General features: G+C 58.7%; 12 protein-coding genes, 1 other RNA gene and 2 pseudogenes. 7 read left to right on the top strand and 8 right to left on the bottom strand.

The window, feature by feature from the left end; genetic code table 11:
- Nucleotides 1–176: 176 nt before the first annotated feature.
- The 7 genes and pseudogenes from hsdR to ACIQ39_RS07130 all read right to left on the bottom strand — a co-directional run bounded on the left by hsdR (nt 177) and on the right by ACIQ39_RS07130 (nt 8745).
- A pseudogene (gene hsdR, locus ACIQ39_RS07160) lies at nt 177–2512 on the bottom strand (EcoAI/FtnUII family type I restriction enzme subunit R).
- A complete protein-coding gene (locus ACIQ39_RS07155) occupies nt 2509–3366 on the bottom strand; it encodes a Bro-N domain-containing protein (RefSeq protein ID WP_396433924.1) in 858 nt (285 codons plus the stop codon). The pseudogene hsdR and the gene ACIQ39_RS07155 overlap by 4 nt, the downstream one beginning before the upstream one ends.
- 10 nt (nt 3367–3376) lie before the next feature.
- The gene (locus ACIQ39_RS07150) at nt 3377–3514 is read right to left on the bottom strand and encodes a hypothetical protein (RefSeq protein ID WP_396433923.1); all 138 of its coding nucleotides are present in this window, start codon (nt 3512–3514) and stop codon (nt 3377–3379) included.
- Between the two features lie 144 nt (nt 3515–3658).
- Nucleotides 3659–4258, bottom strand: coding sequence for a nucleotidyltransferase domain-containing protein (locus ACIQ39_RS07145; RefSeq protein ID WP_396433922.1), 600 nt, complete (start codon nt 4256–4258; stop codon nt 3659–3661).
- Nucleotides 4259–4389: 131 nt separating this feature from the next.
- Nucleotides 4390–6090, bottom strand: coding sequence for a DUF262 domain-containing protein (locus ACIQ39_RS07140; RefSeq protein WP_396433921.1), 1701 nt, complete (start codon nt 6088–6090; stop codon nt 4390–4392).
- A gap of 64 nt (nt 6091–6154) precedes the next feature.
- Nucleotides 6155–7294 (bottom strand): restriction endonuclease subunit S, encoded by a 1140-nt coding sequence (locus ACIQ39_RS07135; protein ID WP_396433920.1) that lies wholly within the window; start codon nt 7292–7294, stop codon nt 6155–6157.
- The gene (locus ACIQ39_RS07130; RefSeq protein ID WP_396433919.1) at nt 7291–8745 is read right to left on the bottom strand and encodes an N-6 DNA methylase; all 1455 of its coding nucleotides are present in this window, start codon (nt 8743–8745) and stop codon (nt 7291–7293) included. Before ACIQ39_RS07130 ends, ACIQ39_RS07135 begins: the two co-directional genes overlap by 4 nt.
- A 187-nt stretch (nt 8746–8932) precedes the next feature.
- On the opposite strand from ACIQ39_RS07130, the pseudogene ACIQ39_RS07125 reads away from it, so the two are divergent.
- From ACIQ39_RS07125 to ACIQ39_RS07115, 3 genes and pseudogenes are all read left to right on the top strand, one after another.
- Nucleotides 8933–9463 (top strand): annotated as a pseudogene (locus ACIQ39_RS07125) (3-hydroxyacyl-CoA dehydrogenase); the annotation flags it as partial.
- Nucleotides 9464–9642: 179 nt separating this feature from the next.
- Nucleotides 9643–9954: a transcriptional regulator gene (locus ACIQ39_RS07120; RefSeq protein WP_396433918.1), complete on the top strand. Its 312-nt coding sequence runs from the start codon at nt 9643–9645 to the stop codon at nt 9952–9954.
- A gap of 3 nt (nt 9955–9957) precedes the next feature.
- On the top strand, nt 9958–10254 hold the full coding sequence (locus ACIQ39_RS07115) for a helix-turn-helix domain-containing protein (protein WP_396433917.1): 297 nt from the start codon (nt 9958–9960) through the stop codon (nt 10252–10254).
- Nucleotides 10255–10494: 240 nt separating this feature from the next.
- On the opposite strand, the gene ffs is transcribed toward ACIQ39_RS07115, so the two are convergent.
- Nucleotides 10495–10591: signal recognition particle sRNA small type (ffs, locus tag ACIQ39_RS07110), an RNA gene on the bottom strand.
- Nucleotides 10592–10629: 38 nt separating this feature from the next.
- Between ffs and dnaX the strand changes: the two genes are divergently transcribed.
- The 4 genes from dnaX (at nt 10630) to ACIQ39_RS07090 (ending at nt 14775) form a co-directional block, all read left to right on the top strand.
- A complete protein-coding gene (dnaX, locus tag ACIQ39_RS07105; protein ID WP_396433916.1) occupies nt 10630–12612 on the top strand; it encodes a DNA polymerase III subunit gamma/tau in 1983 nt (660 codons plus the stop codon).
- Nucleotides 12613–12651: 39 nt separating this feature from the next.
- The gene (locus tag ACIQ39_RS07100; RefSeq protein ID WP_396433915.1) at nt 12652–12975 is read left to right on the top strand and encodes a YbaB/EbfC family nucleoid-associated protein; all 324 of its coding nucleotides are present in this window, start codon (nt 12652–12654) and stop codon (nt 12973–12975) included.
- A gap of 10 nt (nt 12976–12985) precedes the next feature.
- Entirely contained in the window at nt 12986–13576 is a 591-nt protein-coding gene (gene recR / locus ACIQ39_RS07095) for a recombination mediator RecR (protein ID WP_396433914.1), read from the top strand.
- 140 nt (nt 13577–13716) lie between these two features.
- On the top strand, nt 13717–14775 hold the full coding sequence (locus ACIQ39_RS07090; RefSeq protein WP_396433913.1) for an ABC transporter substrate-binding protein: 1059 nt from the start codon (nt 13717–13719) through the stop codon (nt 14773–14775).
- The last annotated feature ends 22 nt before the right edge of the window (nt 14776–14797 follow it).

Below are 14797 nucleotides of genomic sequence, written 5' to 3'. Positions count from 1 at the left end.
GGTTCGGGCAATCTCTCGCACGGTGAAGTTCTGAACATGGAGGCTGGCGAGAGTCACGCGCTCTTCGGGTTGGATCTGTTTGTAGTGTTTCAATGGAGTGATTTGCATCTGCGGACCTTACAGGGTTTGCAGGTGTTGCACTTCACTTTTGAATCCGCCCATTTTTTCAATAAATTTTATTTATACAAATACGTCTGCATCCCCACAAACGCCTGCCTGACCTGCACAGCATCGCCCAAATCCGCCATCGCGTCATGTAGCGCGTTGTTGTAGCGCAGCTTCAGCAGTGGGGTGAGTTTGTCGGCGTCAAGTTCGTCCACGCCTTGGGTCACGTACTGGTCCAGCACAAACGCCAAAAATGCTTGTTGCTTTTGCCCGTACGTCACCGCGTTGTGGGCCTTGGCTCGATTCGCACGGCTGGCGCGGGTTTCGGTGGGCAGGGCAAAGGCCACGTAGGCCAGCACGTCGTACAGATCGCTTTTTTCGGCATCAATGATGCGTTGCATTTCGCGCAGCGGGCGCGGCCGAAGCCTTTGTCGGCTAGGCCGCCCAGCAGTGCTTTGCGCGTGGCCGGGTCGGCCCACAGGGTGCGCAGTTCGTCTTCGTTTTTAAAGAAGTCGGGCAGGGCGCCAAACAGGTTCTCCAGAAACTGTGCGGGTGACAGCGGCTTGCCGTCTGGTCCCCAATAGCTGGTGGACGTGATGTGTTGAATGGTGCGGGTTTTGCCGTCGGCCAGTTTGACCACCAGCTTGGGCGGGCGGTCTTCGCCGGGCTCGCGCACCTTGGGTAGCACGGTGGGGTCTTGCGGCTGCCAACTGGGCGGCAAGGGTTTGGCGGTGGGCGCTTCGGGCTCGACCGGCTCGCCGTCCCAATCGGCATCGTTGAACTTGTGGTGCGCCTTCACGAAGTCATAAATCGTGAAGTAGTCCTTGCCGTCATACAACCGCGTGCCGCGCCCAATGATTTGCTTGAACTCGATCATCGAATTCACGGGCCGCATCAGCACGATGTTGCGCACGTTGCGGGCGTCCACCCCGGTGGAGAGTTTTTGCGACGTGGTCAGGATGGTGGGCAGCGTTTTCTCGTTGTCCTGAAACTGCATCAGGTGCTGCTCGCCCAGATTGCCGTCGTTGGCGGTCACGCGCACGCAGTAGTCGGGCGCGGGGCTGGTCTTGGTTTGGTTGATCAGGTCGCGCACCAGCAGGGCGTGCTGTTGGGTGGCGCAAAACACAATCGTCTTTTCGCGCTGGTCGATGCTGTCCATGAACAGCTTGACGCGGTAGGCCTCGCGCTCTTTGATCTCGATGCTGTGGTTGAAGTCTTTTTCTTCGTAGCGCTTGCCTTGCTGCACTTCGCCGACCAGCACCATGTCGTCGGCGGTGTAGACGTAATCGTCCAGCGTGGTGGCAAATTGCCTGACGCGAAACGGCGTCAAAAAGCCATCGTTGATGCCGTCCTTGAGCGAATAGGTGTAAACCGGGTCGCCAAAATAGGCATAGGTGTCGGCGTTGATCGTCCGCTTGGGCGTGGCGGTCAGGCCCAGCTGCACGGCGGGGCTGAAGTAATCCAGAATCGCCCGCCAGCTGCCTTCGTCGTTAGCGCCGCCCCGGTGGCACTCGTCGATGATGATGAAGTCGAAGAAGTCCGGTGGGTATTCGCCAAAGTAGGGTGTCTCGTCTGGCCCACTCATGAAGGTCTGAAAGATCGTGAAAAAAACGCTGCCGTTCTTGGGCACGCGGCCTTTTTTCTTGATCTCGTCGGGCTCGATGCGCACCAGCGCATCGTCAGGAAAGGGCGAGAACGCGTTGTAGGCCTGGTTGGCCAAAATGTTGCGGTCCGCCAAAAACAAGATGCGCGGGCGGCGGCTCGGCTCGGTGCCGTCTTTCCAGTCCTTCAAATTCCAGCGGCTGTGAAACAGCTTCCACGCCAGCTGAAACGCGATGAAGGTTTTGCCTGTGCCCGTGGCCAGCGTTAGCAGCACACGGTCATCGCCTTGGGCCACCGACTCCAGCACGCGTTGAATAGCGGTCTCTTGGTAATAGCGGCCCGTCCAGGTGCCGCCTTTGTCTTCGAGCGGCACGGCGGCAAAACGTTTGCGCCAGGCGGCGGCTTGCGCTTCACTCTCGCCAAATGCCATGTCCCAAAGCTCGTCGGGCGTGGGGTAGCGGGCTACTTCGCCCTCGGCCCCGGTGTGCATGTCGATGCCGTAAATGCCCTGGCCGTTGGTGGCGTAGGTGTGGCGAATCGACAGCTTGGCCGCGTAGCTCTTGGCCTGGCCCACGCCCTCGGTCAGCGGCTTGGCCCAGGCTTTGGCCTCGACCACGGCCAGCTTGGTGTTGCGATACACCAGCACATAGTCGGCAATGTCGGCCCGCGCCCGCTTGCCCGCGCCTTGCAGGCGACCCGCCGTGATGTTGTGCTCACGCAAAACGCGGCTGCCATCCACCTGGCCCCAGCCTGCGGCGGCCAGGGCGGGGTCGATGTGTTCGGCGCGGGTTTCGGCTTCGTTCATTTGGCAGGTTTCTTTTTGGCGGCTATGGATTTTGGCTTGGTGGGTGGAGCCAGATAGTTGTCGCCTGTCACCACAGATCGGCCTGTTTGCTGCTCCAGCTGTTGGCGGGCTTGTTTGGCAATGCGACCACCCACAATGGCGGCACCTTTGTTTTCTTGCAAGCCCGTGGCATGCTGCGTTTCTGCCACTTGTCGGGTTGAGAGTTCAGCCAGCGCCGTGAAGATCAGCTCAGCCTCGCTCATGTGGTCGCGCAGGTTGTGGGTTTTCAGGCCCTTGATGTTCTTGTGCTCTTTGACACTCACACCTGACCATTCCTGGTGAATGATGTTGGTGAGCATGGCGAACTCGTCGCCACTTTTCACATCATGTTCGCGCCAGTAGTCGGTCAACTTGTTGCGGGTTTCTTGGCCCGTCATGCGCTGCTGAATCCACTTGTCGCTGCGGCCATGTTGTTGCCACGTCTCACGGGCGCGGTTGAGCGAGAGGGCCGGGTCGGCCATTTCCTGCATGCGTTCGTAGCCTACTTTGGCTAGCCAGAGCTTGATGGGTTCAGCCTTTGGGCTTGGGATGGATTGGACCAAGCGAAGCAATGTTTCAGCGGTTGCAACATCTGTCAGGCGTTGTCTTCCGTCTGCGGCCTTCATCTTCAACTGGTGACAATTTGTCACCAGTTGGCTACCTTCTTTATCCAGTCGGCTTTTGAGCTTGTTCCAGTACTTACGTGCGGTGAGATCATCGGCTTGCTCAGTCAAAACCTGAACTACATCCACAACCGAAAACCACCACCTCTCACTGGCTTCGTCATAAACACGGCGAATGTCTTTTCCGTCGAACTGAGCTGCCGAAATGTTCATGAACCAGTCCTCAAATACTTGTGATGATTAGGACCATATCGAGGACATCCTCTATATGGTCGCCCAACCGATAGCTGCATGTTGCGCGCGTCTCGCAGGCGCTCCGGCCGGGGTCGATGTGTTCGGCGCGGGTTTCGGCTTCGTTCATGGCTGAAGCCCTTGGTCCGCGTCCATGCGGGTGCCGGATGACACAGCGGTTTGCTGAGCATCGGTCAATTTGACCTGCGCACTCTGCAGCCAGGCCACTGCGTCCTTGGCGTTGGTTGCTTGCTGTTTGACGGGGGCATCTGGTTCACTGGCCAGACGCTGAAAAGATCGCAGCATCAAAATGTCCAATCAGCTCAATGCGAGGGCTTTGGACGACTTCTTGGGCAAAGCTTTCACGGTCGGTCACCTGTTTTCTGAATGCTTCTATCGTACACGCAGTGGCGTGCACCTTTCGGCCCAACTGGCGACCTGCAGGCCTGAGTGCGGCGTTGGTCTTGAGTTCAGAAGCCGTGCCCAGAATCAGCACGTCGACATCGCTGTTGGCTGTGGCTTCGCCCCGGGCCACAGAGCCAAATACGAGGGCCACTTCGATCCCATCCAGTTTCTCAAGGGTTTCGCGCAGCGTACGCACCAGCGCGCTGTCTTGCTGCATGAGGGTGACCAGTGGTGCCAACTGCGGGTCTGTACTGGCGTAATAGCGGGGCAGGCCATCTTGCTGGCGGCGCTGCACCAGGCCCGCCTCTGTCCAGCGCTTGAGCAGCCGCGCCGTGTTGCCGGGGTCGATGCTGGAGGCTGCAGCCAGCTCACGCGGACCAAAGCCCCGACCTGGCTCGGCAAACAGTGCTTGCAAAACTTTGAATCGGGTCTGACCGCCAAAAACCTCGATGAGCTGGGCTTCGTTCATGAATTGATGTTGAATTGACAACGATGTTGTTGAATATACATCAATGGAGTCAAATCGACAACACAGGTCGGCTTAGCTAACCCGATCAAGAAATTTTTGTCTAAAAAGCCTGCTGGATGAGATGCAAACACTCAAACAAAGTCCGAGCGCCACACATGCGCTGCCCGCTGGGCCATGCGTTCCTGACGCAAGGTCAGGAGCGCGGGTGACCAGTCAGCTTGATCGGAGTGGCCCAGTGCGTTGGCAGCGGCATAGCTGCTTCGCTCGTACTGGGGTTTTTTGTCCTCAAAGCTACCGTTTTGGCACTCGCGGTTGATCGATTGCTCCAGCAGCATCAAGTTGCCCAAACGGTAGATGAAGTCTTTTTGCCGGTCCGGGTTGAATGCTTCATCCCATTGGGCTGATGGGTTCTCGGGCAGGATGTGTTCAATGGTGCCGTGGTCGCTTTCCCAGTCGAGGCTGGCACCTGAAGCATCGGATTCCAGTGCGCACAGCAGGTACTTGACCACTTTCTTGCGTCGGCCAGTGGTGTCCATTTCTTTGTGCGAAAAGTCGCGGACAAATTTCTCATCGTCCACGTACACGCTGCGCAGTTGCGCAAACACTTCTGCAGGTGTGCGGACAGCGCCATCCAGCAAGGCCTTGGCGGCCCGGTGGTAAACGGGTTCCAGCTCATTGGTGTTCAAGCTGCCAATGACGGTGTAGCGAACCGACAGCACGCACAACAGTTTGAGTACGCGGGTGAAATCGTCCGCGCTCATGCGTTCCCAGGCCGCAAAAACCAGCGGCATGTGCTGGCGCACGCCAAACAATTGCATGTCGCGCACATAAGGTTTGGCAGCAGGTCGATCCGTCCAATACTCGTGCGAGGTGTCGTCCATGGCTGCGAACAAGTCGGCACGTTGCTCCAGTGCATCCATCAAGGCAAACACATCGGCAGATGTTTTGACCTCTTCGCGCACTTTCTTGAACAGGCGTTGTTTGCGTATCTGCGGAGACTGGCACAGCAAGTGGTAGCGCAAAAAGTCCGGAAAGCGTTCATGTTTGATGGTGCCGATCATGTGACGCCACCGGCGCTGCAGCGCTTCCAAATCACTACGAACTGGTACGCGGGAGAACAAGTAGTTTTTCAGTAGATCGGTAGACGACAACTCCAGCCCTCGGGCATTGAGTGTTTCGAACACGGTGTAAGCGCTGATGTCATCTTCGACCGTGATCAGGATGAAAAGCAGTTGCCGCGCAACCGTGTCAGACAGCAGGCGAGCAAGGACCTCACCCTCCAATCCGGAGTCTGCAAGCCGCTTTTGGAACCATCCAAAACATTGCCACAGCATGCGGTTGGACTTGGGCAGACCTCTGGGGTTGCCAGGTGTGCGCAACTGAACCAGGTAGTCCTGATAAAACCCGTCGTCGGTGTCGTTCAGGAAAAGCTTGCTGCTTTGCAGCAGAGATGCGGGGTCTTTCTCGCCGATGAACCTTTTTCGCAGTTCGGATGCACGCTCGGCATTGGCCTCTTTGGTGTCTGCATCACCGGGCAGCTGCTGAAGGCGATCAATCACCGCCAGGGCCAACACGCTCAGTGTTGCGACCCGTTGTTGACCGTCAATGATCTGAAATTCGCGGTCAGAGACAGCCTCCACCACCAACGCGCCCATGTAGTGAAAGCTTCCTGGCGCACACAGCAACTCCTGAATGTCGTTCCACAGGTCTTCCCATTGCTCTTCTTCCCACGCGTAGTCGCGCTGAAACGAAGGTACACGGTATTTCTTGCCGTTACCGATCAAATCCAGAAAGGTGACGTCTTGGGTCTTTAACAAATTGCTTTTTGCCATGGGCGTCATCCTAATTTATTTGGGCTCGTGCAATGTGGTGGGTGCCAGTGTGCAAATTTTGCACCTACTGCGTTAGCTGCCCGCTGAAGGCTTGGTGCAGCAGCGACTTTTTGAGGTCGTCGAGGGCGGTGAGTTTGTTTGCGTACGCCGCGGTCAACTGTTTGGTTTCCTCTTCCAGCGCGCTGAGGCGTTGAACGATGATTTCTTGGTCTTGTGGTGCGGGGACAGGCAAAGTCAGTTGCCTCAAATCGCGGATGTTGATTTGTTGCAATGCCGTGCCATAGGTCTTGGCTTGAATTTGCAGTTGTGCCGGTTCTGATCGCAACAAGTAGTAGCCGAACTGGTGTGAGATTTTCTCGGGAGCAAAGCGGATGGGGACGATGCCGCGTGTGACATTGGCTCCAGCCAACTCGCTGTGCGCAAGGGCCACGGTGCCGGTTGTGCCGCGCACGCAAAGCAGGATGTCATTGCCCTTGAGAGTGGTTCGCGCATAAGAATTCGCCAGCGCGGGGTCGATTCTTTTCAGTCCTTCAAGCATGACCACATTGGTGTTCATGTCCACGGGTCGCACGATGTGGAGACCTTCGGCTACTTCATCGCCAGGTTGAACGATGCCGTAAGACAGACTGCAATCAGGCTCAACCAAGTCTTCAAGCGTGATGGATTGACTGGTGCTTGCATATTGTGCGAGCACGCTGCCACTGATTCTTGTGAACAGCTCGCGGGCGTTTTGGAGGTTCTTTTCGGCGTTGGCTTTGGCGGTGGCGATGTCGGCAAAGGCTTCGTCGAGGAGGGTGACGATGCGGCGTTGTTCTTCGATGTCTGGTGTTGTTACGGTAATGTCGTAAACATCATTTCGGTTGATGCCAGGCTTTACCCCTTTGGCCATGCTCGGCAGGTTCAGAGTCAGCAACAGAAAATACAAGTACTGCAATTCATACTTGGCGCGGTCAAACTCTACGAAGAAGGTGACGTCAAGTGGCCAGTATTTTTCTTCAGTTAGCGTGACTTCGCCTGCAGAACCCTTGCGCCCAACAATGATTGAAGGCTCACCCTTGTAGAACTTATCCGTTCTGTCTTTGATTCCATTGGCGCCGTAAGCCGGATAGAGACCGTTCGGGTTTCGCTCGGAATCTGCAAGTGGCTTGCCGTATTCCAGTTGGATGATTTCCCCGAGTCTTTTTGTTTCCCATTCCGCCTTCACGCCAACAACCCCCGAATATTCGAGAGCACCTCAGCCGCCTCGGCATCCAGCGCAGCGATCTCGTCCAGGATGTCTGCCGGGCTGCGGTGCAACACTTCTTCGCCGCCGCTCGGGTTTTTCACCGACAGATCAAAGGTGTCCAGGTTCACGCGGGTGGCGGGCACGCTCCAGCTTTTGGGAGAGTCGGCCCATGTCTTTTGCAGCTGCACAAACTCCACCAAGTCCGCGTCGTTCAGCGGGTTGGTTTTGCCCATGTTGCGGCCGGGGTCGAGTTGATAGAACCAGGTCTGGCGGGTGGGCTCGCCTTTGGTGAAGAACAGCACCACGGTTTTGACCCCCGCGCCCTGAAAGGTGCCGCCGGGGCAGTCCAGCACGGTGTGCAGGTTGCAATCCGTCAGCAGTTGTTTGCGCAGGGCCACGCTGGCGTTGTCGGTGTTGCTGAGGAATGTGTTTTTGATGACCAACGCCGCACGGCCCCCGGCACGCAGGCTCTTGATGAAGTGCTGCATGAACAGGAAGGCGGTTTCCCCGGTTTTGATGGGGAAGTTTTGCTGCACCTCTTTGCGCTCTTTGCCGCCGAAGGGTGGGTTGGCCAGGATGACATCAAAGCGGTCGCGCTCTTGGATGTCGTTGATGTTTTCGCCCAGCGTGTTGGTGTGCACGATGTTGGGCGCCTCGATGCCGTGCAGGATCATGTTCATGATGCCGATCACGTACGCCAGGCTCTTTTTCTCTTTGCCGTAGAAGCTGCGCTTTTGCAGCGTCTCGAGGTCGTCGGCCTTGGTGGCTTTGGGGCTCAGGTACGCAAAGGCTTCGCACAAGAAGCCAGCTGAGCCGCAGGCCGCGTCGTAAATACGTTCGCCAATTTGGGGCTGAATCACCTCGATCATGGCGCGGATCAGCGGGCGCGGTGTGTAGTACTCGCCGCCGTTGCGCCCGGCGTTGCCCATGTTTTTGATCTTGGCTTCGTACAGGTGCGACAGCTCGTGCTTTTGGGCCTGGCTGCCAAAGCGCAGTTCGTCGATGCGGTCGATCACGTCGCGCAGGTTGTAGCCGCTTTGGATTTTGTTGGTGATCTCGCTGAACACTTCACCGATTTTGTATTCGATGGTCTGCGGCCCGCTGGCGCGTTGCTTGAAGCCCGCCAGATACGGAAACAGTTTGGCGTTGACAAAGGCTTTGAGGTCGTCGCCCGTGAGCGCGGCGTTGTGGTCGATCTTGCCGTCTGCTCCTTTGGGGGCAGCCCAGGCCGACCAGCGGTAGGGCTCGCTCAAGATGAATTGGTAGTCCCGGCCTTCCAGCACCGCCTCGGTGGCTTTGTCGGCTTCGAGGGCGTCGAGGTATTTTAAAAACAGCAGCCAAGAGGATTGCTCGGTGTAGTCCAGCTCGCTGGTGCACCCCGCGTCTTTGTGCAGGATGTCATCGATATTTTTAAAGGTTTGTTCGAACATAGGTTTGCATTTTAGGGGCGAGGCGCAGCCGAGCCACTTGGCGCAGGCCGCATTGGCCGTTGGCCATGAGCGCCTTCAAGAACCCATTAACTTAGTCGGTTGAGCATGGCCTGCAAACCTGTGATGGTTTTGTCCAGCACTTGAGCTTGGAACCCCGCAGGCATTTGGGTTTGGACATGGGCGAATGCTGGCGGTGCTGGACGAAACCGCGCTGTCGCTGTCGGTTCATGTGCTGGACCAAACCCGCGAAGACTTCGCCAAAGAAGGCAAAACCCACACCGCCACACCCGGCGAGCTGTTGGTCGAGCGCATGGTCAAAGAACTCAAGCGCCCCGGCCGCGCCGCAGGCGGTGGGTTTTACGACTACCCCGCAGGGCAAAAGAAAGTGCTGTGGCCCGAACTCAAAACCCGCTTTGAAAAAGCCGACGTGGTGTACAGCCAGCAAGACATCAAAGACCGCCTGCTCTACCGCCAAGCGGTGGAAACCGCCCGCTGCCTGCAAGAAGGCGTGCTGACCTCAGTGCACGACGGCAACATCGGCTCGATCTTCGGCATCGGCTTTCCAGCTTGGACGGGTGGGGCGCTGCAGTTCATCTATGGCCAGGGGGTGGAGGCGTTTGCCAAGCGCTGCGCTGAACTGGCGGGCTTGTATGGGGCGGGGTTTGTGCTGACGGCGGAAGTGATCGCGAGCTTGAAGCAGCATCAGCCGGTGTACTGAGCCACAAGCCTGAGAAGGCTTGCACCAAAAACCGCAGCGCTTGGGTAACTTGGCAGCTGCGTTTTTTTGCACTCCCGCAGCCGGTCGGCATCAAGTGGTCGGAGAAGGCTTGGGGGCAGTGGCATCATCGACCAGAGTCCTAGATTGCTTTCTATACGTCATTGACGTATTATCTGATCATGCTCACCGTGATCGAAACACCGGTTTTCTTGCGCTACGCTGCAAAAGTGTGGGATGACGCTGAGCGTGATGATTTCATCGTCTGGCTAGCCGAACACCCCGATGCAGGCGATGTGATGGCCGCCACGGGCGGCTTGCGCAAAGTGCGCTGGTCGCGCCCTGGCATGGGCAAGCGCGGCGGTGTTCGTGTCATCTGCATGCTGTGCAATGCCCAAGGAATTTTGGTGTTGTTGACGGTCTATGCCAAGGCTGAGCATGACACTTTGTCCCCTGCTTTTTTGCGTAGCCTTGCGCAACTTTATGAGGAATGAACCATGTCCAAAATCTCAGCCCCTGTCGAGGCGGAAATGACGGAATTTGAAAAGGATTTGCTGGAGTCCATTCGCCAGGCCAAACGTGGCGAGGGCCGTGTCACGCAAGTGGCTGTGACTGCCGCGACCGAGGCACGCCTGAAACTGGGCGTTTCCCAATCCGCCTTTGCCCAATTGCTGGGCGTTTCCGTGCGCACCTTGCAAGAGTGGGAGCAGGGCCGCCGAGAGCCCTCAGGCGCGGCGCGCACCCTGCTGCGCATTGCCTTGAAGTCGCCCGAAGCCATTTTGCAAGCGGGTTGAACCGGGTCGGCCTGCTGATGGGGCACAGTCACGGTATTGCCTGTTTGATGAATCGGAAGAACCACGCGCAGGTAGCAAGCGCTCCCACGTTCGAAAAGACCAATTAACTGTGCCATGTGGCCTATCCTTTGGGACCAAAGCTGACACAGCTGAGCTGTACAAATCAACACCAACAAATGAACAGCACTCAGGTCCGAACTGACGGAAAGCTGTGGATCTGATTCACTTTTAAAAGAAGGAGGTGACGAGCCTTGACCCCGGCACTGGATTCACAGTTAGGGCTGCTTGGTTCCCCACCTGACCCGGTTGGCCGCTTCACCATGCGGGAAGGCCCGTCGGGCTTGATTGTAATCCAGCCCGATAGAATCAGGCCCCATGTCTTACCTTGTTCTCGCGCGCAAATACCGCCCCCGCAATTTCACCGAAATGGTGGGGCAAGAGCACGTGGTGCAAGCCCTGACCAATGCCTTGGTGCAGCAGCGCCTGCACCACGCTTATTTGTTCACCGGCACCCGGGGGGTGGGCAAAACCACGGTCTCGCGCATTTTGGCCAAGTCGCTCAACTGCCAGGGTGCAGACGGCCAGGGCGGCATCACCGCCGAGCCGTGCGGCCTGTGCCAAGCCTGCCGCGACATCGATGCGGGTCGTTTTGTCGATTACACCGAGCTCGATGCCGCCTCCAACCGGGGCGTGGACGAGGTGCAAAGCCTGCTGGAGCAAGCCGTGTACAAGCCGGTGCAGGGGCGCTTCAAGGTCTTCATGATCGACGAGGTGCACATGCTGACCAACACCGCGTTCAATGCGATGCTCAAGACCCTGGAAGAGCCCCCTGAGTATTTGAAGTTCGTGCTGGCCACGACCGACCCGCAAAAAGTGCCGGTGACGGTGCTTTCGCGCTGCCTGCAGTTCAACCTGCGCCCCATGGCCCCCGAGACGGTGTTTGAACACCTGACCCAGGTGCTGGCCGCCGAGCAACTGAGCGCCGAGCCCCTGGCTTTGCGCCTGCTGGCCCGCGCGGCGCGCGGCTCCATGCGCGATGCGCTGAGCTTGGCCGACCAGGCCATCGCCTTTGGCAACGGGCAGCTGCAAGAAGCCGGTGTGCGCCAGATGCTGGGCAGTGTGGACCGCAGCCATGTGTTGCACATGATCCGCGCTTTGATCGAGGGTGATGGCGCGGCGGTGGTGAACCAGGTCAATGACCTGCGCTTGCAAGGGGTGTCGGCTGCCGCCACTTTGGAGGACATGGCCATGCTGCTGCAGCGCATGGCCGTGATGCAGATGGTGCCCAGCATGGCGCAAGACGGTGACGACCCCGACACCCAGGGCCTGGCCGATCTGGCCCAGACCATGCCCGCCGAAGAAACCCAATTGCTCTACAGCCTGTGCCTGCACGGCCGCGCCGAGTTGGGCTTGGCCCCGGACGAGTACGCAGCACTGACCATGGTGCTGCTGCGCTTGCTGGCGTTCAAGCCCCAGGCGGTGGGAGCGGCGGAAAAAAAAAGCCCGCTGACCCGCCTTAAGGCCACCCCACAGGCCACCCCTGAGCCCATCCAAGCTGCTGCGCCTGCTGCTTCGGATGCTGGCGACGCAGAGCCCAAGTCAGCCCCTGCAGCAGCCCCTGCAGCAGCCCTCTTGAAAGTACCACTCAGTCAAGTGACGCCACCCCTGGCTGCACCGATGGCCAGGCCACTCGAGTCAGCGCCACCCGACGAGCCGGTCATCAGCCATGCGAAAGCCGAGCAGTCCCTGGTCGAGCCCCCCCCATGGGAGGACTGGCCCGACACCACCGACAATGCCCAAGTCCCGGCCATCCAAACGGCCGCGCCTGTGCAGCATGCGCCTGTCCAAGCTGCGCCTGTGCAACAGCTGCCCCATGCCGCGCCCGGATTGCGGTCTTTGCCTGTGCGCGAAGTCATGCCCTCGCTGCGCGCCGATGTGCCTACGCTGTCCGCAGCCACGCCTGTGCAGGCCACACCCGAGGGCGATGTCTGGTTCGAGGCGGTGCAAGGGCTGATGGCGCAAGACGCCGTCACCGCCTTGGTGCGCGAGCTGGCCCTGCAGTCCCAACTGCTGGGCCGAGATGCTGGACATTGGCAGCTGCGCGTGGAGCGCGAGACCCTGAACCACGCCGCCAGCCGGGAGCGCTTGCAAACGGCTTTGCAGGCCGCAGGCCATGGCGATGTCCAGCTCGGCATCGAAATCGGCCCGGTGACCGACAGCCCTGCCCGGCGTCTGGCCGTCCAGGCGGCTGAAAAAATGCAGGCTGCGCAAGAGCTGATCCAGAACGACCCGCTGGTGCAGGCCATGGTGCGTGACTTTGGAGCCAAAATCGTGCCCGGCAGCATTCAACTGATCTGATTTTTCACCGCATTCTTCACCCCATTGAAAGGAATCACAATGTTCAACAAAGGACAACTCGCTGGCTTGATGAAACAAGCCCAGGCCATGCAAGACAACCTGAAAAAAGCCCAGGACGAATTGGCTTTTGTGGAAGTCGAAGGCCAAGCCGGCTCCGGCATGGTCAAGGTGCTGATGACCTGCAAGCACAGCGTGCGCCGCGTGACCATCGACCCCAGCTTGCTGGGCGATGACAAGGACATGCTGGAAGACCTGGTGGCCGCCGCCTTCAACGATGCGGTGCGCATGGCCGAGGAGGTTTCTGCTCAAAAAATGGGCAAACTCACCGCCGGTTTGCCGCCGGGCATGAAACTGCCCTTCTGATCGCCTGAACATGGCCGATACCCACGCCCTGGCCACTTTGGTGCAGGCCTTGAAAGGCTTGCCGGGGGTGGGCATCAAGTCGGCCCAGCGCATGGCTTTTCAGCTGCTGCAAAACGACCGGGCCACAGCCCGGCAATTGGCTGCGGCATTGGACAATGCGGTGCAAAAAATTCGCCATTGCGCCTGTTGCCACACCTTCACCGAAGCCGAGTTGTGCGACACCTGCATGGACTTGACGCGTGACCGCACAGTGCTGTGCGTGATCGAAACCCCGGCCGACCACTCGGCCATCGAGCGCACCGGCACCTACCGCGGCTTGTACTTTGTGCTGATGGGCAAACTCAGCCCGCTCGACGGCATTGGCCCGCACGACATAGGCCTGGCCAAGCTCAAGCAACGTGTGGCCGATGGCGTGCTGACCGAGGTGATTTTGGCGACCAACTTCACCGCCGAGGGTGAGGCCACCGCGCATGTGATCTCGGAGATGATCCGCCAGCAAGGCCTCAAGGTCACGCGCCTGGCCCGGGGCGTGCCTGCCGGCAGCGAGCTCGAGTATGTGGACTTGGGCACCATCGCCCACGCCTTGGTGGACCGGCGTTGAAAAGCGGCCTTGGGCTGTGTGGGGTGAGGTTGGAAATACCCAATATCCATTACGTGAAAACCCGCTTGGGACCATTCCCGATGCGCTGATGGCCGTCGCTGATTAAGCTCAATGGCAAGCTTAATTCAGGAGGTATTGCGGTGTCTTCAGTTCATTGGCCTCGTCGCGCATTGCTGATGTCGGCAGTTGGCGCGTGGGCGGCGACTCAGCCCCCTGCGGCATGGGCTTCGCAGTCGGCTGGGGCGTTGCCGCGTGTGCGCATGGCCTTGGCTGCCAGCCAGAGTCTGTACCATTTGCCCTTGACCTTGGCTGAGCGATTGGGCTATTTTCACCAAGCTGGCGTGGCCGTGGATTGGTTGCCTCAAGAATCAGGTGCGCAGGCTTTGAACAGCGCATTGCGCGGTCAGGCCGATGTGGTGGCCGGGGCGTACGAGCACCTTTTTCGCTTGCAGCAAAAAGGTTTGAATTACCAAAGCTTTGTGCAAATGAGCCGCACGCCTCAGGTCAGTTTGGGTGGGAGCACGCGCGCGGGTTTGACCTGGCGATCGTTTGCCGATATCCGCGGGGCTCGGGTGGGGGTCTCAGCGCTCGACTCGACAACGCATTGGACGGCTTGCCACTGGTTGTTGCGCCATGGTTTATCGCTCAATGATGTTTCCTTTGTCGAAGTGGGTTCTTCGCCCAGCGTCGTGTACGCGTTGCGCCAAGGTCGCATTGAGGCTTTGTGCAATCCCGATCCGGTCATGCATTGGTTGGAGCAAAAAAACGAGGTGCGTGTGTTGGGTGATGCCCGCACCTTGCAAGGCACGCGTCAATTGATGGGGGGCGGTGTGCCGGGAGCCAGTTTGTTTGCGCATGCTGACTTTTTGCAACGCCATCCCGAACGGGTGCAAGCGATGAGCGATGCTGTGGTGCGCGCCCTGAAATGGCTGCACACCGCTGGTGTGACCGACATCTTAAAAACCGTGCCGACAAGTCACTGGATGGGGGACCGGGCCGTTTATCTGGGGGCGTTTCAGAGTTTGCGCGAGTCTTATGCCGTAGACGGTTTGGTCCGGGCCGAGGAAGTCGCGCACGCTTGGCGCGTGCACGCGCGTTTGATGAGCGAGTCAGCGCGCAAACAAGTGGCACCAGAGAAAACCTTCACCAATGCCTTTGTTCAAAAAGGCCTGAATATCCGGGGGCCTAAGGTGACTTGACTTGCGGCTTGAGCTGCAGCTG

The organism is Limnohabitans sp., assembly GCF_044361645.1.
GTDB lineage: Bacteria > Pseudomonadota > Gammaproteobacteria > Burkholderiales > Burkholderiaceae_C > Limnohabitans_A.
Note: the sequence above shows the minus strand (reverse complement) of the source record. Positions and strands in the feature narration are given on the sequence as shown.

Excerpts from the sequence above, each read along its gene's own strand:
- recR (WP_396433914.1), top strand. The coding sequence starts at position 12,986 with ATGGCCGATACCCACGCCCTGGCCACTTTGGTGCAGGCCTTGAAAGGC.
- ACIQ39_RS07100 (WP_396433915.1), top strand. The coding sequence starts at position 12,652 with ATGTTCAACAAAGGACAACTCGCTGGCTTGATGAAACAAGCCCAGGCC.
- ACIQ39_RS07140 (WP_396433921.1), bottom strand. The coding sequence starts at position 6,090 with ATGGCAAAAAGCAATTTGTTAAAGACCCAAGACGTCACCTTTCTGGAT.
- ACIQ39_RS07120 (WP_396433918.1), top strand. The coding sequence starts at position 9,643 with ATGCTCACCGTGATCGAAACACCGGTTTTCTTGCGCTACGCTGCAAAA.
- ACIQ39_RS07155 (WP_396433924.1), bottom strand. The coding sequence starts at position 3,366 with ATGAACATTTCGGCAGCTCAGTTCGACGGAAAAGACATTCGCCGTGTT.
- ACIQ39_RS07150 (WP_396433923.1), bottom strand. The coding sequence starts at position 3,514 with ATGAACGAAGCCGAAACCCGCGCCGAACACATCGACCCCGGCCGGAGC.
- ACIQ39_RS07130 (WP_396433919.1), bottom strand. The coding sequence starts at position 8,745 with ATGTTCGAACAAACCTTTAAAAATATCGATGACATCCTGCACAAAGAC.
- ACIQ39_RS07115 (WP_396433917.1), top strand. The coding sequence starts at position 9,958 with ATGTCCAAAATCTCAGCCCCTGTCGAGGCGGAAATGACGGAATTTGAA.
- ACIQ39_RS07145 (WP_396433922.1), bottom strand. The coding sequence starts at position 4,258 with ATGAACGAAGCCCAGCTCATCGAGGTTTTTGGCGGTCAGACCCGATTC.
- dnaX (WP_396433916.1), top strand. The coding sequence starts at position 10,630 with ATGTCTTACCTTGTTCTCGCGCGCAAATACCGCCCCCGCAATTTCACC.